Raw genomic sequence first — 21,702 nt, forward strand, 5'->3', positions numbered from 1 at the left:
CCATTGGTGCTTTTTTTTTACTATTTATTTCATGCTATCTTAGAAGTCCTCTTCAAATAAGAAAACCTATGCGTTTCAGATTGTTTTATACCCTTATATTTTCTTTGATATTTCTCTCGTGCAACGAGAGTAATGATAAAAAGCTTTTTACAAAATTAGAATCCTCAAATACCGGTGTAAAATTTAAAAATATTCTAAAAGAAACAGAACAATTTAATGTCTTAGAATATGGCTACTTATATAATGGCGGAGGTGTATCCGTAGGTGATGTTAATAATGATGGTCTTACAGATATATACTTTACCGGAAATATGGTTGGTAGTAGACTTTATATTAATCAAGGAGATTTTGAATTTAAAGAAATAGCTGAAAAAGCCGGTGTTTTTGCAGAAGGCTTATGGAATACAGGAACCACCATGGCAGATGTAAACGGAGACGGGTTTTTGGATATCTACGTTTGCCGATCTGCAGCTCCGGATTCCAATAAGAGAAAAAATCAACTTTTTATAAATAATGGTGACTTGACTTTTACGGAAAGTGCATCAAAATACGGCGTGGATAATTCTGGCTACTCCACTCAAGCTTCATTTTTTGATTATGATAAAGACGGGGATTTAGACCTCTATATAATAAACCACTCTACCCAAGAATATGCAGGTTTTGGTCAGATTACTGGCTCGTTAAAGAAAAAAAATAATCCCGCCTACTCAGATAAGCTGTACCGAAATGACAATGGAAAATTTAAGGATGTTAGTTCTGAATCTGGCCTAGTATCTAATGTTCTGGGCTTTGGACTAGGTTTGGCGGTTTCCGATATTAATAATGACGGCTGGCAGGATATCTATATTTCCAATGATTACAATGAACAAGATTACCTCTACATCAATAATCAAAATGGTACATTTTCAGAAAGTCTTGAGAAATATATAGGACATACTTCGTTATTTTCAATGGGCTCCGACATAGCTGACATTAACAATGATGGCTTCATGGACATTATGACATTGGACATGTTACCAGAAGGCAATTACCGTCAAAAAATGGTTTCGGGTCCTGATAATTATGATAAATACCAACTCTTAGTTAATTCTGGTTTTTACAATCAGACTATGCGTAATATGCTTCAGCTTAACAACCAAGGGGAATCGTTTTCAGAAATAGGACAGTTTTCCGGAATATCAAATACAGATTGGAGTTGGGCTTCCCTGTTTGCCGATTTGGATAATGATGGTTTTAAAGATGTATTCATAACCAATGGGTATAAGAGAGACTATACCAATATGGACTTTATAAATTATGCAGTCCAAGCAAAATTAAAGGAAAACAAGACCGGAAAGCAGACGGCCATTATGGAGCTTTTACAAAATATCCCGGCTACAATAGAAGAAAATTACACTTATAAAAACAATGGGGATTTAACTTTTTCAAAAGTCAACTCTGAATGGGGCTTGGACACAAAATCTCTTTCAAACGGTGCAGCTTATGCTGATTTGGATAATGATGGAGATTTAGATTTAATAGTCAATAATATTGAGGAAGAAGCTTTTATATATAGAAACAATAGTGAGAAATTCTATGAAAACAATTTCCTCAGAATAAAGTTAACCGGTAGTGGTAAAAATACCTTTGGTATTGGTTCAAAAATAATTATTGAAAGTAAAGGTCAAATTTTAGCTCAGGAAGCAATTTACACAAGGGGTTATCAATCTTCCGTAGATCAAAAGCTTGTATTCGGTTTAGGCGAAAATGACACTATAGATAAACTTACCATTGTATGGCCGGATTTTACAGAACAGACTTTACTAAATGTACTAAGCAATCAGACTTTGAATCTAAAGCAATCTGACGGTCAATCACCCAACAAGGTTGTTAAAACAGATTCTATTGGTGTTTTAGTTGACATTAGCAATGATAGTTTGATTCCTTTTCAGCATAAAGAAAACAACTACATCGATTTTAAAAGCCAACAATTACTACCTCACAAACTTTCTACTCAAGGTCCTAAAATATCAAAAGGAGATATCAATGGAGATGATTTAGAAGATTTGTTTATTGGAGGAGCCAAAGGACAAACTGGTCAACTATTTCTACAAAATAAAAAGAGAGATTTCAACATTGGAGAACCATATTTTGAAAGTGATATAGCTTCTGAAGATACCAACTCATTATTCTTTGATGCAGACAATGACAACGACTTAGATTTATACGTCGTGAGCGGCGGAAATGCGTTCAACGAAGACTCCAAAGAATTACAGGATAGACTCTATCTAAACCATGGCAATGGTACATTCAAAAAGTCAACTACATCGCTGCCTTCTATGCTTACAAGTGGCTCCTGTGTTAAAGCCAGTGATTTTGACAATGATGGAGACCTAGACCTTTTTGTAGGTGGTAGATTAGTTCCTGGTAACTATCCAACTAGCCCAAGAAGTTACTTGCTGCAAAATGACGGCAAAGGTAATTTCAAAGATATTACTGCAACTGTAAATTCGGATTTAGAACGTATAGGCATGGTTTCAGATGCTATATGGAGTGATTTTTCTGGCGATGGCATTGACGATTTAATGGTAATTGGGGAATTTATGGCCATTAGAGCTTTTGAGAATACAAACGGGAAACTTATTGAAATCAATAATTCTACACTCAGTAATGCAAAAGGTTGGTGGAACAGTATTGAACAAGGCGATTTTGATAATGATGGTGATGTAGATTATATCGTAGGGAATTTTGGTTTGAACTCCCAACTCAAAGCTTCCGAAAAAGAACCCGTAGCATTATACGTCAAAGATTTTGATAATAATGGTTCTATAGACCCTATTCTAACCTCTTATATAATGGGTGAAAGTTATCCCGTTTTTTCTAAGGATGATTTAATTGGGCAGTTAAGTTTTCTAAAAGGAAAATACTTGAACTACGCAGATTATGCCGACCAGAAAATCACTGATATTTTCTCAAAAGAAGATTTGACCGATGTAGAGGTTTTAGAAGCAACTACTTTTGCTACAAGTTATATAGAAAACTTAGGTAATAATAACTTCAAAATCTCACCTCTCCCCGCCCCTGCTCAATTTGCTCCTATATATGGTATTCTTATAGAAGACCTTAATAATGATGGTAATTTAGATATAATTTTAGGCGGCAATTTTTTTGGAACACGAGTTAAGTATGGCAGGTATGATGCCAATAAGGGAACTCTTCTCATGGGTAATGGGCGCGGAACCTTTAAAGTTGTAAATCAAAAAGAAAGCGGTTTAAACCTAAGCGGAGAAATCAGAGATATTAAATCTATTCCATTAGCAAACAAAGAGACCTTATTAATTTTCTCTCGCAACAATCAAGTTCCTTCAATATATAAAACTAATTTCTAATGTCAAAAAATCTGCAATTGGCCCTGTTGCTATTAGCTGTTGGCCTATCTTTTAATGCGCAATCACAATCCATTTCAGTTAAGGAAGAACTGGTTTCTATAGACACCTATGATTTTGGTGAACCTAACCCTGTTCCTTTATTAGTGGACAACACTAAAATTCATCCATATTTTAAGTTTGAGGGTTATCAACATACACCAGAAAAAAAAGAATGGAAAGTAGTAACCTTAGAAAACGATTATATTAAAGTAATGGTTCTCCCAGAAATTGGCGGAAAGATTTGGGGAGCTATTGAAAAAAGCACAGGTGAAGAATTCCTTTATAAAAATGAGGTAATAAAATTCAGGAATATAGCTATGAGAGGCCCTTGGACCTCTGGTGGCATAGAATTTAATTTTGGTATAATTGGTCATCATCCGTCTACGGCAACACCTGTAGATTATATTACCCGCACTAATACAGACGGTAGTGTCAGTTGTTTTGTTAGTAATGTAGACCTACCATCAAACACAAAATGGACTGTTGAAATTCGCTTGGAAAAGGACAAGGCTTATTTTGAAACGAATGCTTCTTGGTACAATGCCTCTCCCCTAACGGAATCCTATTATAATTGGATGACTGGTGCTGCCGTGGCAACCAACGACTTAGAATTTTTTATTCCGGGTAATGCGTATGTAGAACATAATGGAAATGCGCATTCTTGGCCTGTTGACCAAGAAGGTCGTGACCTAAGCATGTATAAAAACAATAATTTTGGCCCTGCAAAATCATATCACATTGTTGGTGAGTTTAATGATTTCTTTGGAGGTTATTATCATGATAAGGAGTTCGGTTTTGGACAATGGTCTCTTTATGAAGAAATGCCAGGACAAAAATTATGGCTTTGGGCCTTATCGCGTTCAGGAGGTATTTGGGAAGATTTACTTACGGATACGGATGGGCAATATATTGAATTTCAAGCCGGAAGACTTTTTGATCAGTATGAACCATCAGGAGCTAATAACCCAATAAGCCAAGTAGGCTTTGACCCTTATGTAATGGATAAATGGAGTGAAATCTGGTTTCCATTTAAGCAAATTGGTGGTATGGTAGATGCCTCGCCAAAAGCAGTGTTGAATGTTGAAACCGTTAATGGAGAAACCATAATTAGTGTAAACGCACTACAAGATTTAGAATCTGAAATTCATATTCTAGCTGGACAAGAAACTATTACCGAGAAACTAAATCTAAAACCAATGGAGGTGTTTACAAAAACCATTTCTATTGCCCCTGACCAAGAAATAGAAGTTTCTATAAATGATACCGAATTATCCTATAGTAGCAATCCGAAAATAAATGATTTAAAAAGACCTTTTAATGCCGATGAAAATTTGAATATCTCTGAAAGTGAAAAACTACTTTTTGCTGGAATTGAGGCTTTAGAATTTCGGGAGTTTGAAAAGGCCCATGAACATCTCTCCAAACTAATAAGCATCGACCCTTCTAATACAAAGGCATTAGTGAGGTTGGCCGAATTAGAATACAGAAGAAGTAATTATGAACTTGCATTAGAGCATGCAAATACAGTTCTTAAGATGGATACTTATAATTCAAGCGCAAACTATATGGCAGGTATCGCGTATCGCGCTAAGCATGATACTATAAATGCTTTGGAGTCTTTAGGTTGGGCGGCTCGTGATATTAAATACAGGTCAGTGGCTTATGCGCAAATGTCTGAAATCTATCTAGCCGATAAAAATTATAACAGAGCGAAGACTTATGCCAACAAATCTTTAGATTTTAATACTTACAATCTTAATGCCAGAGAGGTTTTACTCTTATTGAACAGAGCACATAGTAATAAAGATGCTTTTAATGCCGAAAAAGAACATATTCAGGCTATTGACCCTTTAAACTATTTAGTTACTGTTGAAAACGAATTATCAAACGATAATACTACTGATTTAAAAGCAAACCTTACCATTGAGAATGAGTTTATAGAAGAGACCTACTTATCCGTATCATTACGATTTAAGGAGCTTGGTTTTGATGCAGAAGCATTACTTGCGTTGTCCACAAATGCCGAAAGCCCTAAAAATCAATTATGGATGGCCTATCTACTAAGAGACTCAAAACCCGATGAAAGTAAGAAAATCTTGAGTAACCTACTTTCGTCCAAAATTGATTTTGTTTTTCCATATCGTAGAGAAACTATTCCTGTCTTAGAGTGGGCAATAGCACAAAACACAAACTGGAAATTGAAATATTATTTAGCGCAAAACTATTTAGCAGTTGGTTTAAAAGATAAGGGGATTACTATTCTGAAAGAGTTAAAAAATGATCCAGATTCAGATATTTTTTATCGATTTAGAGCGAAATTGAATTTGGCCAATCCAAATAATTTCTCATCTAATTCTGCTGCTGAAGATTTACAAAAAGCACTAGACCTAAAACCAAATGATTGGAAAATATGGGAAGAAAACATACTAGTAAATCAAGAGCTTGGCGATGATAAAAATGCCTACTCCCTTTCAAAAAAAGCATTAAAAAAATATCCTAAAAATTATAATATAGGTTTAGCACATGCCAAGTCGCTCTTAAACCTTGAACGTTATGAACAGGTTTCAAATGTTCTTGAAAGCATAGAGGTTCTTCCTTTTGAACATGCCAGCGAGAGTAGAAAAATATATGAAAAAGCGTATGTAAGAACAGCTATGCAAGAGATTGAGAAAAAGAATTACTCAAAAGCACTTTCTGTCCTAGACAAAGCAAAACAATGGCCAGAAAATATTGGTGTCGGAAAACCATACACTCCTGATGAAAGAATAACCGATTATCTAATCGCCATAGCCCTAGACAAAACTGGTAAGCAAAAAGAGAGTAAGGAAGCATTTGAATCCATTATATACTATACCAAAGAGCACTCTGGTAACAATAGTATCAACCACATACTTGGTTTATTAGCAGCTAAAAAGATTGGAGAAGATACAAAGCCGATTGAGGAACAATTAAACGCAACATCAAACCATATAAAGACTCAAATGGCATTAGCTATTTTTAATGAAGATGTAAAAGTTACTGCGGAACTCAACGAAAAAGTCAAGTTACCTGAGCAAGAATTAAAATTCTTAAAATCACTAAAAGATTTATAAATAAAAAAGCCCTGATTTAACAATCAGGGCTTTTTTTCTACTAGAAGGGATACTTATTTAGCACTCCACTCTGCTATAGACTCCGAATTCATTTTAATGTAATCATCGTTACCGGCTTCTTTAGCTTTTTCTAAAGACTTTTTAGCAGATTTAATAGCTGCTTTTTTATCTCCAGATTTTGCTTGGATAAGCGATTGCTGACGCAATTGCCAAAATGCAGGCTCTTCCGTCATAGACATTGCTTTATCCATCCATTCAGATGCTTTTTTAATGTCTTTATCCTCACTTGAAAAGTATACAGCAGCAGCGTAATAGTCGTCTGCTTTTGGAGTACCGGCCAAAACTTTATCAATATCAGCCATAACTTTTGCATCCGTTGGAACTTCAAAAGGAACAGCTACATAGCTTTTCTCCCACATCATACCCAAATTAGCAGAACCACTTGTCATATCATCTATTGTAATTGTAAAAGCTTCAATATCTACAGGTAAAGTATAAACTTCTGCAGTAGCTTTAGCAACCACTTTGCTGTCATCCCATTCTTTTGGTGTACCTCCACCATCAATATCAGTATAAAAGAATACTTCCCAAGAAGTTGCTCCCGGTTTAGTAAAAACGGAATATGTACCTGCTTTTACATCTTGACCGGCAATCTTAACGTCATCACTAAAAGAAACTTTTGTATATCCGTTAGCTCCTGTTCTCCATAATTTTCCAAAGGGAACAAGCTCACCAAAAATAGCTCTACCACGCATAGATGGTCTTGAATAATCTACAGTTACTTCCGTCAAACCTACAGTCTGCTGTATCTTAGAAGCAGGACTAGGTGCTGGTGTGCTAATTTGGGCCTGCATTGTTACAGATGCAAATACCACACTAGCTAAAAGGATAATTTTTTTCATTTGAATTGATTTATTAGTTTTCACAAAACTAAATATAAAGCATTCCTTATATGTTAATGAAATCTTAAATAAGAAATCTAATTATTTAATAACTATTATTAAAATAGGAAAGTTCTTAAATTAAACCTCTGGAAAATATTCACCGTAATATCCCTATACACTTATCTCTTAAAAAGAAAAATGTCCCCTCACAATAGAATATAGCCCTAGAAAAGGATACAAATTGGATTAAAGTCATTTTGTTTATCGATAAAGTAAATAACTTCAACAAAATGTTTTTACATTTGTAATATGAAACTATATCAACTGCATTCAAAACAATCCTTTCCTATAAGTGTTGAAAAGGCGTGGAACTTTTTGTCCGACCCAAATAACCTCAAAGTAATTACTCCCCAGCACATGGGTTTTAAAATACATTCAGGTAATGAACGTGCCATGTTTGCCGGTCAAATCATTCAATATACCGTTTCGCCATTCCCAGGTTATACTACCAAATGGGTTTCGGAAATAACACATGTAAAGGAAGGTGAATATTTTGTTGACGAACAACGTTTTGGTCCCTACGCACTTTGGCATCACAAACATTTTATAAAACCAGTAGACGGTGGGGTTGAGATGGAAGACATCATTGATTATAAAATTCCGTTTGGCATTCTTGGTCAACTTGCCCATCCTATTTTGGTTAAAAAACAATTGAAACAAATTTTTTCCTTCAGGGAACAAAAGCTTATCGAGCTTTTTGGCAGTTTAGAGAACAGCACAAAACAGCTTCATTTTAATTCTTTCTAGATATTTTCAATATGAAAAAAAATATACTTTTAATTGGTGGTTCTTACGGAATTGGACTTGAATTGGTCAAACAACTTTCTGAAGATTATTCGGTTTATGTGGCCTCAAGAACGTCCGAAGGATTGGAGGGAACCAACGCAACTCACATTACTTTCGATGCAAATACGGACTCTTTAGATACCGCAGCTCTGCCCGATGAAATTCATGGATTTGCTTATTGCCCAGGCTCAATTAATTTAAAGCCTTTCAAAATGATGTCTTTGGACACTTTTGAATCTGATATGCAACTCAATTTTTTCAACATGGTAAAGATTGTAAAAGATACGCTACCTTTAATGACTGCAGGCGGTGCAATTGTACTTTTTAGTACGGTTGCCGTTGGTTCAGGCATGCCTTATCACACTAGTGTTGCTGCAGCCAAAGGAGCTGTTGAGGGCTTCGCTAAAGCTTTGGCCGCAGAATATGCTCCCAATATTAGAGTAAATGTAATTGCGCCCTCATTGGTAAATACGCCATTGGCCAAACGCCTATTGAGTAATGACAAGAAAATAGAAATGATGTCCCAAAGACACCCTTTAAAGCGGATTGGTGAAGTGGAAGACATTGCTAATGCGGCAGCATTTTTACTCAGCGAAAAAAGCTCATGGATTACAGGGCAAGTTATTGGTGTGGACGGCGGAATGTCAACTTTAAATTTAAGCTAGTTTATGTCAGATAAAATATCGGTTTTTTGGTTCAGAAGAGATTTACGTTTAGATGATAACGTTGGCTTTCTTGAAGCTCTTAAGAGTACTCATAAAGTCTTACCAATTTTCATTTTTGATACTGAAATTCTTGAAAACCTCCCCAAAGATGATGCCCGTGTGACGTTCATTTTTGAAAACTTGCAGAAAATGCGAGATACGCTTCAAAAGGAAAACCATAGCTCAATTGCTATCTATCACGGTAAAACAGCATCCATATTTAAAAATCTTTTAGAGGAATATAATATTGATACCGTTTATACGAATCATGATTATGAACCTTATGCTAAAAAGCGAGACGAAGAGATTAAAAATCTTTTAGAAAAAAATGACATTTCTTTTAACACATTTAAAGATCAGGTCATTTTTGAAAAAGATGACATTCTAAAAGCCGATGGCACTCCGTACATTGTATACACTCCATTTAAAAATAAATGGAAAGAGCATTTTAATCCAGAGGAACACTTAAACATACATTATACAAGTCAATATAGAGATAACCTAATCCAGAATTCTAGGTTACCTAACCTTTCCTTGTCGGACATGGGTTTTAAAACATCTTCATTGAAAGTTTCCGACTACACCGTAACTCCTACTTTAATAGATAATTACGAGGATACTAGAAATTATCCTGCTATTGAAAATGGCACCTCGCTGTTAGGGCCGCATTTGCGATTTGGTACAGTTTCAGTTCGCAAAATGATGAAAAAAGCTATTGCCGAGAAAAATGAGGTCTTTTGGAGTGAATTGATATGGCGTGAGTTTTTTATGCAGATTCTTTGGCATTTTCCAAGGACGGTAAACGAAGCATTCAAGAAAAAGTACGACCGTATTAGTTGGAGAAATAACGAAGATGAATTTGAAAAGTGGAAAAACGGTAATACCGGCTATATGCTAGTAGATGCAGGAATGCGCGAACTTAATGAAACAGGTCGTATGCACAACCGTGTACGTATGTTGGTTGCCAGTTTTCTGTGTAAGCATTTGCTTATAGATTGGCGCTGGGGCGAGGCTTATTTTGCTGAAAAATTGCTGGATTATGAAATGAGCAGTAATGTAGGTAACTGGCAATGGGCTGCAGGTAGTGGCGTTGATGCCGCTCCATACTTCCGTATTTTCAACCCAATGACCCAGGTGGATAAATTTGATAAAGAGAAAAAATATATTTCAAAGTGGGTTCCCGAGCATTCTACCGACAAATATGTCAATAAAATGGTAGATCATAAAGAAGCTAGAGAACGTTGTTTATCAACTTACAAAGAAGCGTTAAACTAAAACTCCATAGATACTAGCGAGAAAGCTGTCGGTCTAATTGTTGTTTTTCAGATATTCGATACTTAAGCACGTTTACATACCGTAAAGCATCACCATTATTATAATCGGTATAAGATTTGGACGCCCATTCCATTGCCTTATCCAAATCACCATTAATTTCATTTATAATGGCCATGTTATAACATGCCCTACCAGCAACTTTACCGTCTGGGTTATTTACTTCTTTTTCCCATAATGCAGCAGCACCGTCCCAATCACCAGTTTGTGCACGTCTTTTTGCAATTACAAAATTATCTGACCCCTTAACAAAGTAATCTCTAGAAATTCTTTTACTTAACGGACGCACATCATAACCGTAAGAGTTACCAATATTGTTACTACGTTGTATTACAGCTTCTTTTCTTCCAATTACAGCTTCTACGGCCTTCATTGGATTAATACCAGAACCGATTGACGTAATATGATTGTTATTTATATATTCATCAAGTATCAACTTACTTTGAGGATCATAAACTCTCCATCCGTTTTTAATTGCCGTGTTAAGCGTAACTTTATGGCCTGGTAATGCAGCCTTAATACCTAAATCATTTGGTATATTAACCGTTGTGAGTTCATAATCTACTTGCGTATCCGTATCATAAAATTCTAAGGAGAACAGTACATCTAGATTATTTGCATCACAAATCTCTTGAACTGCTTGCCAATTCAAAGCTGCAGGAAAAATGCCCAATCCTTTTCTTTGAATATCAGTATCGTTAATAATAGTAATTGTTTCAAAACGATTATTACGGGTAAGTTCATCAAAGAGTCCGGTTACCGCAGATTCTGCTCCTTCTCTGTCCAAATTGAGTCCTTCTAACGAAAGAATCTTATCTATTTTATCTACTACCTTATTTTCTTCGGATGGAATACTTCTGTTGATCAAACCAATGCGAACAGCATTTGATGGCAGACTAATCCTAGCTGGCTCAGTCACACCCATTGTAAGTTTGTTAGTTGACACACAACTAGATAAAAGAAGTAATATAACACCTGCGGAAAGTAATCGGTTAAGATTTTTCATGGGACAAAAGTTAAATCGTTATACTTTTTAAAAATTTTCAAAAAGCTAAGTAGGTTCGATATAAACTAAAACCGACCTCAATTATTGTCTTTAGCTCAGCTATGGTCAATAAACTCGACCAACTACCTATTTTTTAAAACTATCCCTAAAAAAATTCAATGGACTACTTTTCCAAACGGGTGTTTTGTATTGACATAAAAATATGTGAGCATATTGAGCTAGTTCTATTTCTAAAATCCTTTTGTATCTTACGTCTTTAAAATACAGCGTTAAGGCTGTTTATATAAAATCAATACTATTCCAAACCACATGAAAAAATTATTTCTTACCCTTCTTTTTGTAACCAGCTCTACCCTGCTCGTTCAAGCTCAAACTTTCGACTTTAAAATTGACCATTTTGCTTTAGTAGTTGAGGATTCAGATGTGAGTGCAGATTTCTATGCCAATATTCTTAAATTAGAAGAAACCCCTCACCCAGATTTAAAGCCTGGTTTTCGTTGGTTCGTGGTAAGTGGAAGTTCTCAAATACACCTTATTGAAAAGGAATTTGCTCCTTTTGAGAAGAATAAATCAATGCACTTGTGTCTTTCTACACAAGATTTAGACGGTATGATCGCGCATCTTGAAGAAAATAACATTCCTTATTGGGATTGGCCAGGTAAGAAAAATGCAGTTACCCTTCGTACAGATGGTGTACGACAAATATACTTTCAAGACCCGGATAAGTATTGGATAGAAATAAATACTGCAAAACACTAGAAATAAAAAAGAGGCCATGATGGCCTCTTTTTCTTTATATAAAACTAACAAATAGCTTTTAGACACGTGTGATTTTTGCTCCAATTGCTCGTAAACGCGTTTCAATATCTTCATACCCACGATCTATCTGCTCAATATTATGAATAGTAGAAGTACCTTTTGCCGATAACGCTGCTATTAACAAAGAAACTCCTGCCCTAATATCCGGCGATACCATAGTGGTAGCCTTTAAAGTAGATTTAAAATCATGACCAATTACTGTGGCACGGTGTGGATCACAAAGAATGATCTTTGCACCCATATCTATAAGTTTATCCACAAAGAACAAACGGCTTTCAAACATCTTCTGATGAATTAGCACCTCTCCTTTAGCCTGTGTAGCTACAACAAGAATAATACTTAGTAAATCTGGTGTTAGACCTGGCCAAGGAGCATCGGCAATGGTAAGAATAGAACCGTCTATAAAGTTCTGTATTTCATAACCATTAGTGTGTTTTGGTATAAAAACATCGTCCCCTTTTCGCTCTACTGTAATACCAAGCTTTCTAAATACCGTTGGTATTTGACCCAAATCATCCCAACTCACATTTTTAATAGTAAGTTCACTTTTGGTCATAGCAGCAAGACCGATCCAGCTACCGATTTCAATCATATCCGGAAGCATTCTATGATCTGTTCCACCTAAGGACTCAACACCTTCTATTTCCAATAGGTTAGAACCTACACCAGAAATTTTAGCTCCCATACGGTTCAACATTTTACACAACTGTTGCAAATAAGGCTCACAAGCAGCATTGTAAATCGTAGTCTTACCTTCGGCCAAAACAGCCGCCATAAGAATATTGGCCGTACCCGTTACTGAAGCTTCGTCCAGTAACATATATGTACCCTTTAGTTTTTTAGCCTCAACACCGTAGAAATATTCTTCTTTGTTGTATCTAAACTTGGCTCCTAATTTTATGAACCCTTCAAAGTGGGTATCCAAACGTCTACGTCCTATTTTATCACCGCCCGGTTTAGGGATATATCCTTTACCAAAACGCGCCAATAAAGGACCTACCAACATTATAGACCCTCTAAGACCACGACCATCTTTTTTGAATTGGTCTGACTGTAGGTAATCTAAGTTGATATCGTCTGCCTTAAAGCTATACGAGCCTTTTGCTTTTTTCTGGATTTTTACACCCAAATCTTCAAGCAAGGCAATTAGCTTATTGACATCTACGATGTTCGGAATATTATTAATGGTAACCGTTTCGCTAGTAAGTAGTACGGCACAGAGAATCTGTAAGGCTTCATTTTTAGCGCCTTGTGGCGTAATCTCACCAGAGAGCTGGTGACCGCCTTCAATTATAAAGGTACCCATGTAAGATTGAGGAGTATTAATATCGCTTTTTACCGCGATTGTTATTGTTATTGCTACGTTGGTTATTTTTCTTTCCTGAATTGTTGTTTCTAGGAGTTTTTGCTACCCTATTTTTCAAGAACTGACCACTATCCGTAAGACTTTCTCCGGTCATGTCTATCTGACCGTCACTAAGTTCTAGCAGGTGTTTGAAAATAGCGGAATCATCTACAGTGTCTTTGTTCCAGTTCAGGTAACATTTTTTCATGTGGTTGGCAATGGCATATTCCAACCCATCTCGCATATCTCCCTTTTCCCATTTTACGGCAACATCAATCATTCTTTTAATGTTGTTTCCGTAGAAACGGTATTTTGGAAAATTCTGAGGGTATTCTAACGAATCCGGACGTTTTCTTAAAACCTCTTTACTCGTAATAGGAAAAGGCGATTCCACATCCAATTTAAAATCGGACATAATAAACAACTGATCCCAAAGTTTATGCTGAAAATCAGGCACATCTCTTAAGTGTGGCTGAATATTACCCATAACACTAATAATAGATTGGGCCACTTTATTTCTCTCTTCATCGTCCTCTATGGAAATGGCATGATCTACCATTTTCTGAAAATGACGCCCGTACTCTGGAATGATCAATTTTGACCTCTCCGTGTTATATTCTAGGTTTTCTACTAAATTCAAATTGAAAATTTTTGCTTAAAAATAAATAAGGAAGTGTTCTTATAACGTCTGCAAATTAAGAAAATTATAGGTGAAATACTATTTATAGGGATATAACCCCTTCAACCTTGCCTACTTCTTCGTATTTCTCTATTACAGCATCGGGGTTTTTCATGTCTACCGTAATGGAAACACTAGTATACTTTGCGTTTTTAGATTTCTTTAATTGTATAACAGCACCCGTGTTATCAAATATTTCATGAATGCTTTTTATTTTTTCAGGCTCGGTCTTCACTATAAATTTATAAAGATAATTAGAGGGCCAAGTAGATGTTTCTTCTAACTGCTTACGTAAGTGTTTGTAGAAATCTTCTGGAGATTGATTTTCCATATATCCGTTTTTTACAAAGATAACGGTAAACGTTCAATTTTAAAATCATTGCGGAATGATTACTTTTGCACGAACAACAATTATCTATTGGATCTTAAAAAAGTAGTTATTACAGGTGGCCCAAGTACAGGCAAAACATCAGTTATAGAAAACCTTGAAAAAAATGGTTTTCCGGTTGTACACGAACTTATACGAAGTATGACTTCATTAGAAAAAAATGAGGATAACGCCAATGAATTTGCCGTTAACCCTATTCTTTCCGTAAAAGACCCTAAGAAATTTAATCAGAGCCTTTTAGATGGCAGGATACAACAATATGTGGACGCAGAAAACACCTCTGGTAAAATTGTTTTTTTTGACCGAGGAATACCTGATGTACATGCATACATGAACTGTTTTGGACAGACCTATAGCGAGGAGTTTGAGAAGCCATGTCACACCTATCGCTACCATCAAATTCTACTGATGCCACCATGGAAAGAAATCCATGTAGTAGACAACGAAAGGTTTGAATCTTTTGAAGAAGCCCAGCAGGTTTATGAGCACCTTAAAGCTACCTATGAAAAAGTAGGCTATCCTATAACTATAGTGCCAAAAGGAAGTATTGAAGAACGCACAAGCTTTATTCTAGAACTGCTAAATTTAAAATAATGCACGAAGACCCGATATCCATTTTACGGCAATATTGGGGCTTTGATAGTTTTAAAGGTTCCCAAAAAGAAATCATTGATGCCATTTTAGATAAGCGAGACGTGTTGGCCTTACTACCAACAGGTGGTGGTAAATCTGTTTGCTTTCAAGTGCCAGCTATGGCACAAGAAGGACTTTGTATTGTAGTCTCTCCTCTAATTGCCCTTATACAAGATCAGGTAGAAGGTCTCAAAAAAAAAGGCATTAAAGCCATAGCGCTTACTGGCGGTATCCCTTTTAATGAACTTTTGGATCTATTAGACAACTGTTTATATGGAGGGTACAAATTTGTATACCTATCCCCAGAACGTTTACAACAAGAATTGGTTCAGGAGAAAATACGCCAGATGAACGTGAACCTTGTTGCCATAGATGAAGCACATTGTATTTCTCAATGGGGACACGATTTTAGGCCTGCTTATCTAGAATGCGCAGAACTACGTAAACTCCTACCCCAGACCCCAGTAGTGGCATTGACCGCAACAGCAACGGATAGAGTTGCCCATGATATTGTGGAGAGCTTGCATTTAACAGCTCCCGTAATTGTTACGGATTCTTTTGCCAGAAAAAATATTGCTTTCAAGATTTTATGGGAAGAAGACAAGCATTACAGGCTGGCACAGCTTTGTTCACAAATAAAGAAAAGCGGAATTGTATATGTGGGCACTCGGAGAGGCACTGTAGAACTAGCTCAGTTTTTAAACTCCAAAGGATGTAGCGCTACTTTTTTTCACGGAGGAATACCAAAAAAAGAGAAAGAGAAAAAACTGGACCAATGGCTCACGAATAAAACACAAATTATGGTAGCTACTAATGCCTTTGGTATGGGCGTGGACAAGCCAGATGTTTCTTTAGTGGTGCATTATCAAATACCGGATTGTCTTGAAAACTATTATCAAGAAGCTGGGAGAGCAGGTCGTGATGGTCAACCGGCAGAAGCCGTTTTAATTACCAATCCCAACGATGAAGAACAACTGAAGAATCAGTTTTTGAGCGTTCTACCGGATACTGCCTTTCTAAAAAAGATATATAACAAACTCAACAATTACTTTAGAATAGGATACGGCGAGGGTAGTAATGAAACCTTTCAGTTCAACTTTAATGAGTTTGTAAGGACCTATAGCTTAAATTCATTTCTAGCCTATAACGGTCTCAAAATTCTAGACCGCAACTCGGTGGTTTCGTTATCGGAATCGTTTTCAAAAAGAACTATTGTTCAATTCATTTCTGAAAAGGATGCCATTTTTGACTATTTGGATTTACATAAAGAAGCGGCTAGTATTATCCAAACCATTTTAAGAACCTATGGTGGAATTTTTGATTTTGAGACAAAAATCAATACGGGTATTATTTCTAAGAAAACCAACACATCTGAAAAACATGTTTTCAAGGTTTTGGAACAACTAAAAAAAGATGGCATCATAACCTATGAAGCACACCAAAGCGATTTAGAAATTACCTTTCTTGTTCCCCGTGAAGACGACCTAACTATAAATGTCTTCGCCAAAAAAGTACAGGAACAAAACCAAGTTAAGACGGAAAAGGTTTTTCAAATGATAGACTACATTAAGAATGATACCAAATGTAGAAGCAGACAGATTTTGGAATACTTTGGAGAAAATAATACGGTAGACTGTGGCATATGCGATGTTTGTATAAAAAAGAGAACACCCCAGCAACCTACATTCATTGAGGTTTCAAAGGAAATCACCTCCATATTACAAGATTCACCACATACATCAAGAGCGCTAATAGCTGTAATGACCTATAAAGAAAAGCTTGTTTTAAGAGCTTTGCAGCTGATGTTAGAAGATGATGTTATTGAGATTGACACAAAAAATGAGTATCGAATAAAATAGACCTTATATAGTATAGGTTAAAAAATAAAGGAACACAATGAAAGATTTACGCATCGTCTTTATGGGAACGCCAGAGTTTGCAACTACCATTCTAGCGAAATTAGTGGATAATAATTATAATGTAGTAGGCGTCATTACGGCACCGGACAGACCCGCCGGAAGAGGCAGAAGCCTACAACAATCTCACGTAAAAAAATACGCACTAGAAAACGGTCTAAAAGTACTACAGCCTACGAATCTTAAAAACGAAGATTTTTTAGCCGAATTAAAGGACTTGAATGCAAACCTTCAAATTGTGGTTGCTTTCCGCATGTTACCAAAGGCGGTATGGGCCATGCCCGAATACGGCACATTTAACCTTCATGCTTCCCTTTTACCAGATTACAGAGGTGCAGCACCTATAAACTGGGCTATTATCAACGGAGAAAAAGAAACAGGCGTTACTACCTTCTTTATAGATGACAAAATAGATACCGGAGAAATCATACTACAAGACCGCACGAACATAGAAGAAAACATGTCTGCAGGAGAACTACATGACAAATTAATGGTCATGGGTGCCGATCTTGTACTAAAAACGGTGGAAGCAATTGCCAAAGGATCTGTAACCACTATAGCACAACCCACTTCAAAAGAGTTAAAAGAAGCATTTAAAATACACAAGGATACTTGTGAAATAGATTGGAATAAATCTATTGATAATGTCTTTAACCATATAAGAGGATTAAGTCCTTATCCTGGTGCATGGACTACATTAATAAATGGAGAAGAGAAGGTTTTTGTAAAAATATATGATACCGAGAAAGAAATTATCCATCACCAATTAAATGTAGGAGAAATAGAATTCACCAAAAAAGAACTCAAAGTTGCGGTAGTTGGTGGGTACTTAAACCTACTGGAAATACAGCTGCCAGGTAAGCGAAAAATGAAAATTCAGGATGTTCTAAATGGTCTAAACTTGCAAAAAAATGCCCAAATGTTGTAAAGCCTTGGTATCATTGGGCTGCGAGAAGCGTAAAAAACCCCCTACTTTATCAACAAACACCCATAGTTATTAACAAAAACAGCGATTTCCCCCTATTTTACTTGCGTTGGAAGGAAATCCCTATAAATTTGTTTAACATTAAAATACGTTTAACAACAATTAATTAATTAAATTATGAACAAAACAGAATTGATCGATGCAATGGCAGCAGACGCCGGCATCACAAAAGCCGCAGCAAAAAAAGCATTGGAATCTTTCTTAGGAAATGTTGAAGGATCTCTTAAAGGAGGTAACAGAGTTTCTTTAGTTGGTTTTGGATCTTGGTCAGTATCTAAAAGAAATGCAAGAGAAGGAAGAAACCCTTCTACAGGTAAAACTATCCAGATTGCAGCTAAGAACGTTGTAAAGTTCAAAGCAGGATCTGAATTAGCAAATTCAGTAAACTAGTCTTACTAGCCTTAATATTAAAAAGCGTCTACTTTGTAGGCGCTTTTTTTTTATTCATACTTGCTTTTTATAAGAAATGTCTTATTTTAGTTATCATTAGTTCATATAATTATGGTAGACCTAAAACCAGAAAAGGGCAAGCTCCTTATTGCAGAACCAACCTTGACCGGAGACGTATCCTTTAATCGCTCCGTAGTTCTCTTAGCAGAACATAATAAAGAGGGCTCAGTTGGCTTCATATTAAACAAGCCCTTAGAGTACACCATTGGCGAACTCATAAACGAAATTGAAATTCCTTTCCAAGTTTATAACGGCGGCCCTGTAGAACAGGACAATTTGTACTTTATACACAAAGTTCCAGATTTGATAACCAACAGCATTGAGATTTCCGATGGTATCTTTTGGGGCGGAGATTTTGAGAACACCATAGATCTTATAAACAAGAAAATTATCTCTGAGGAAGACATTCGTTTTTTCCTTGGTTATTCCGGTTGGTCTTCACTACAATTGGACCAAGAACTATTATCCAAATCATGGGTGGTTGTAGAGAACGATTATGATAGCGGATTGATCCACAAATCTTCCGAGGCATTTTGGAAAGAAAAGATGGTAGAATTAGGTGGAGATTACCTTCTTTGGTCTAATTCTCCTGAAAATCCTAGTTTAAACTAGGTACTCCCCTATTTTCACCTTTAAGAAAGCCTTGCGGTGGCGTTTAACTTACCTATAAGCTCTTTTGCTACGGTATTTCCAAATTCCTTTTTCCTGTACTTAGTAACGGGCTGTATACCTGCAATGCTATTTGTAATAAACAGCTCATCGGCCTTTTGTAGTTCAAAAGGAGATATAGAGGCCTCTTCAAACTCATATCCTTCAATTTTACCCAAAATATCTATTAACTTCTTACGGATAATTCCATTTAGGCAACCATCTTTTAAAGGCGGCGTTTTTATCACACCGTTCTTAACTAGAAAAATATTACCGTTTAAAGCTTCTATAACTTGTTTTGAACTGTTTAAAAGAAGGCAATTTTGATAATCGTTTTCTTTTGCAAAAATACTACCGACAACATTTATGACTTTATTGTTTGTCTTTAATGTAGATAGCATATCTGCATTGACGTAGAAATCCTTAAAAAGCTCAACCTCATAGGCATCTTCAGCAAGCACATAAAAAGGCGCTTCTAGTGGTAAGGCTTCTATACAGTAGCTAATTTCGTTGGTAGTAGGTAAATATAGACCTCCCTTTTCCCTGAACACCGTAAATCTAATGCGAGCCTGAGAATTGGTCAGATTGTTTGCTTCAACGGTTTCACTAATTTTTGACTCCAAGAATTCCATAGTGAAATCCATAGGTATCTCCATTCGCAATACGCGCATAGAGGCCATTAACCTAAGGTAGTGGTCTTCCCAAAAGAACAGTTTTCCGTTTACCATTCTCATGGTTTCGAAAAGGGCATCGCCATAGCGCAAGCCCCTGTTTTGGTGGTCTAAAAATTGTGTATTTTCCTCTAAAAGATTTCCGTTGTAATTAACCATAAAAAAAGTCCCGATAATTATCGGGACCAAATATAAGGTGATATTAGAAGAATACGGTTACTTAGAACCTAAAACCTGCTTAAGATCTGTTACCTGATTCGTCCAAAGCATTTTGGCTTCGTCTACTTCGTCTTCTTCTGCAAAGTCCGTTATAAAAAGTGAAACATCTTTGGTAATTTCATCTACGATTATTTTTAATTCAAAAAATGAATCGTCATCATTCTCCACCCATGCGAATTTCACAAACTCGTCACTTTTACGTTTTAACAATTTGGCTTCTTCCTCAGAACCGTCCCATATAAAACTGAACACTTCACCTTTCAAATTCACATTATCAGCAAACCACTCTGAAAGACCTGATGGGGTCGATAAGTATTGGTAAAGCAATTGTGGAGAAGCTTGTATTACAAATTCTAGTTCAAATTTTATTTTATCGTCCATTCTTTAGTGTTTACGATGGGCAATATATAGATTTCCTTATGATAAAAAAATAAAAGAGATAGAATAATTTTATCAAAGTATTGCCGAGGAACAAGAAATAAACTTTACATTTGCAGCCGTTATCAAAATAATTATGCGGCGAGGTAGCTCAGTTGGTTAGAGCGTCGGATTCATAACCCGGAGGTCGGGGGATCGTGCCCCCCTCTCGCTACAAGGTTTAAAACCAACAAAAACAGCGGTTTGTGTACTCACAAACCGCTTTTTTATGCCTTCTATTTTAGGAACACTATTTAAAAGTCCAAAACCTATCGGTTTCTATATAATTTTAGAATAAACTGTTTTCTTTTATGAATACCTACCGTGCACTACACGTAGGAATACCAACCAATGAGCCACTTTTTACAATGGTGAACCTAATCAGTAGCCCTTATATATGCAAAAATTAAAAACCCACTTTCACCCAGATGTTGAAACTTTAGAGAATAAATCTATTTTCACCAGGTTGGCCACAAGGAGTATTGCTATACAAGGTAATTCCATTCTACTGCTTTATACGGAGCGCTATGAGGATTATAGTCTACCCGGTGGCGGCTTGGATTCCGGCGAAAATATCATTGAGGGAATGACACGAGAGCTGATTGAAGAAACCGGAGCTAAAAACATTTGCAACATAGAACCCTTTGGGATGTATGAGGAGTACAGACCTTGGCACAAACCTGATTTTGACATACAGCATATGATTTCGTATTGCTACACCTGTGATATCAGCAAAGAGTTAGGTGAGACAAAAATGGAGCTTTACGAAACAAAAAATGGTATGAAAGCCATTTGGGTAGATATACACGAGGCTATAAAGCATAATAAGAAAACCATGGCTACGAGTACTAAAAAAGGAATGTCTATTGAACGGGAAACTTTTTTGTTGGAGCTTTTGGCTGAAAAAATGTAATCTATAAAAACCACTTAATTATTTCTTCACCCAACTTATCGTTTAGCTTTTCTGCTTTAAGAATATTTAGTCTTCCTATAGCACATTGATAATTCTCATCTCCTTCAAAAGCTATAAAATCAGGTTCTTCTGTTTTCAGTGCCGGAAATAGTAGAAGCGCATTAAATGAATCCCAGTATTTATTGTAAACATACATTTACCCCAAATCATGTGTGAATGGTTTATTACCACCAATATTTTTCCATTTAGTTTCTATAATGTACTTCTTATTTTTGGTACGAATTACGATGGCAGGTTTTATTTTAATTCCGTTCCAAAAAGACTTTGATTCCTGCCCTTTGACTTCTA

20 protein-coding genes and 1 tRNA gene are annotated in these 21,702 nt (G+C 36.2%); 13 read left to right on the top strand and 8 right to left on the bottom strand.

Annotation, left to right across the window (positions count from 1 at the left end):
* The first annotated feature begins 68 nt into the window (after window positions 1–68).
* On the top strand, window positions 69–3,368 hold the full coding sequence (locus IWB64_RS17595) for a VCBS repeat-containing protein (protein WP_194535257.1): 3,300 nt from the start codon (window positions 69–71) through the stop codon (window positions 3,366–3,368).
* Window positions 3,368–6,499 carry a DUF5107 domain-containing protein gene (locus tag IWB64_RS17600; protein WP_194535258.1) on the top strand — a complete coding sequence of 1,044 codons (3,132 nt, stop codon included), beginning with the start codon at window positions 3,368–3,370 and terminating at the stop codon, window positions 6,497–6,499. The genes IWB64_RS17595 and IWB64_RS17600 overlap by 1 nt, the downstream gene beginning before the upstream one ends.
* A gap of 53 nt (window positions 6,500–6,552) precedes the next feature.
* Here the strand turns inward: IWB64_RS17600 and IWB64_RS17605 are convergent, their stop codons facing one another.
* Window positions 6,553–7,401, bottom strand: coding sequence for a DUF2911 domain-containing protein (locus IWB64_RS17605; RefSeq protein WP_194535259.1), 849 nt, complete (start codon window positions 7,399–7,401; stop codon window positions 6,553–6,555).
* Window positions 7,402–7,692: 291 nt separating this feature from the next.
* On the opposite strand from IWB64_RS17605, the gene IWB64_RS17610 reads away from it, so the two are divergent.
* Genes IWB64_RS17610 through IWB64_RS17620 form a run of 3 tightly spaced genes read left to right on the top strand, consistent with a single transcriptional unit; the run spans window position 7,693 to window position 10,208 of the window.
* The gene (locus tag IWB64_RS17610) at window positions 7,693–8,190 is read left to right on the top strand and encodes an SRPBCC family protein (RefSeq protein ID WP_194535260.1); all 498 of its coding nucleotides are present in this window, start codon (window positions 7,693–7,695) and stop codon (window positions 8,188–8,190) included.
* A gap of 11 nt (window positions 8,191–8,201) precedes the next feature.
* Window positions 8,202–8,894: an SDR family NAD(P)-dependent oxidoreductase gene (locus tag IWB64_RS17615; RefSeq protein WP_194535261.1), complete on the top strand. Its 693-nt coding sequence runs from the start codon at window positions 8,202–8,204 to the stop codon at window positions 8,892–8,894.
* A 3-nt stretch (window positions 8,895–8,897) separates the two neighbouring features.
* The gene (locus IWB64_RS17620; protein ID WP_194535262.1) at window positions 8,898–10,208 is read left to right on the top strand and encodes a cryptochrome/photolyase family protein; all 1,311 of its coding nucleotides are present in this window, start codon (window positions 8,898–8,900) and stop codon (window positions 10,206–10,208) included.
* 13 nt (window positions 10,209–10,221) lie between these two features.
* On the opposite strand, the gene IWB64_RS17625 is transcribed toward IWB64_RS17620, so the two are convergent.
* Window positions 10,222–11,271: a DUF6340 family protein gene (locus IWB64_RS17625; protein WP_194535263.1), complete on the bottom strand. Its 1,050-nt coding sequence runs from the start codon at window positions 11,269–11,271 to the stop codon at window positions 10,222–10,224.
* A gap of 309 nt (window positions 11,272–11,580) precedes the next feature.
* Here IWB64_RS17625 and IWB64_RS17630 point away from each other — a divergent pair, with 309 nt between their 5' ends.
* The gene (locus tag IWB64_RS17630) at window positions 11,581–12,030 is read left to right on the top strand and encodes a VOC family protein (protein WP_194535264.1); all 450 of its coding nucleotides are present in this window, start codon (window positions 11,581–11,583) and stop codon (window positions 12,028–12,030) included.
* Between the two features lie 58 nt (window positions 12,031–12,088).
* On the opposite strand, the gene murA is transcribed toward IWB64_RS17630, so the two are convergent.
* The 3 genes from murA to IWB64_RS17645 form a co-directional block, all read right to left on the bottom strand.
* Entirely contained in the window at window positions 12,089–13,396 is a 1,308-nt protein-coding gene (gene murA, locus IWB64_RS17635; RefSeq protein ID WP_194535265.1) for a UDP-N-acetylglucosamine 1-carboxyvinyltransferase, read from the bottom strand.
* A 16-nt stretch (window positions 13,397–13,412) separates the two neighbouring features.
* A complete protein-coding gene (locus tag IWB64_RS17640) occupies window positions 13,413–14,075 on the bottom strand; it encodes a DUF4290 domain-containing protein (RefSeq protein WP_194535266.1) in 663 nt (220 codons plus the stop codon).
* 82 nt (window positions 14,076–14,157) lie between these two features.
* Window positions 14,158–14,445 carry a DUF493 family protein gene (locus IWB64_RS17645; RefSeq protein ID WP_194535267.1) on the bottom strand — a complete coding sequence of 96 codons (288 nt, stop codon included), beginning with the start codon at window positions 14,443–14,445 and terminating at the stop codon, window positions 14,158–14,160.
* An 87-nt stretch (window positions 14,446–14,532) separates the two neighbouring features.
* Here IWB64_RS17645 and IWB64_RS17650 point away from each other — a divergent pair, with 87 nt between their 5' ends.
* From IWB64_RS17650 to IWB64_RS17670, 5 genes are all read left to right on the top strand, one after another.
* Window positions 14,533–15,096, top strand: a complete 564-nt coding sequence (locus tag IWB64_RS17650) for an AAA family ATPase (protein WP_194535268.1) — start codon at window positions 14,533–14,535, stop codon at window positions 15,094–15,096.
* Window positions 15,096–16,994, top strand: a complete 1,899-nt coding sequence (locus IWB64_RS17655) for a RecQ family ATP-dependent DNA helicase (RefSeq protein WP_194535269.1) — start codon at window positions 15,096–15,098, stop codon at window positions 16,992–16,994. Before IWB64_RS17650 ends, IWB64_RS17655 begins: the two co-directional genes overlap by 1 nt.
* Window positions 16,995–17,031: 37 nt before the next feature.
* A complete protein-coding gene (gene fmt / locus IWB64_RS17660; protein WP_194535270.1) occupies window positions 17,032–17,979 on the top strand; it encodes a methionyl-tRNA formyltransferase in 948 nt (315 codons plus the stop codon).
* Between the two features lie 174 nt (window positions 17,980–18,153).
* Window positions 18,154–18,426 (top strand): HU family DNA-binding protein, encoded by a 273-nt coding sequence (locus IWB64_RS17665; RefSeq protein WP_155596098.1) that lies wholly within the window; start codon window positions 18,154–18,156, stop codon window positions 18,424–18,426.
* 111 nt (window positions 18,427–18,537) lie between these two features.
* Complete coding sequence (locus IWB64_RS17670) at window positions 18,538–19,098, top strand: YqgE/AlgH family protein (protein ID WP_194535271.1); 561 nt, start codon at window positions 18,538–18,540, stop codon at window positions 19,096–19,098.
* Between the two features lie 20 nt (window positions 19,099–19,118).
* Here the strand turns inward: IWB64_RS17670 and IWB64_RS17675 are convergent, their stop codons facing one another.
* Both IWB64_RS17675 and IWB64_RS17680 read right to left on the bottom strand, forming a co-directional pair.
* Window positions 19,119–19,964 (bottom strand): aminotransferase class IV, encoded by an 846-nt coding sequence (locus tag IWB64_RS17675; RefSeq protein WP_194535272.1) that lies wholly within the window; start codon window positions 19,962–19,964, stop codon window positions 19,119–19,121.
* A gap of 57 nt (window positions 19,965–20,021) precedes the next feature.
* A complete protein-coding gene (locus IWB64_RS17680; protein WP_194535273.1) occupies window positions 20,022–20,405 on the bottom strand; it encodes an START-like domain-containing protein in 384 nt (127 codons plus the stop codon).
* A 137-nt stretch (window positions 20,406–20,542) separates the two neighbouring features.
* Here IWB64_RS17680 and IWB64_RS17685 point away from each other — a divergent pair.
* Both IWB64_RS17685 and IWB64_RS17690 read left to right on the top strand, forming a co-directional pair.
* A tRNA-Met gene (locus IWB64_RS17685) sits at window positions 20,543–20,616 on the top strand.
* A 222-nt stretch (window positions 20,617–20,838) separates the two neighbouring features.
* Window positions 20,839–21,354 (top strand): NUDIX domain-containing protein, encoded by a 516-nt coding sequence (locus IWB64_RS17690; protein ID WP_194535274.1) that lies wholly within the window; start codon window positions 20,839–20,841, stop codon window positions 21,352–21,354.
* Between the two features lies 1 nt (window position 21,355).
* Here IWB64_RS17690 and IWB64_RS17695 read toward each other — a convergent pair whose 3' ends face one another.
* A complete protein-coding gene (locus IWB64_RS17695) occupies window positions 21,356–21,550 on the bottom strand; it encodes a hypothetical protein (RefSeq protein WP_194535275.1) in 195 nt (64 codons plus the stop codon).
* Window positions 21,551–21,702: the final 152 nt, after the last annotated feature.

The sequence above is a fragment of the Zobellia nedashkovskayae genome, from assembly GCF_015330125.1.
Taxonomy (GTDB): Bacteria; Bacteroidota; Bacteroidia; order Flavobacteriales; family Flavobacteriaceae; genus Zobellia; species Zobellia nedashkovskayae.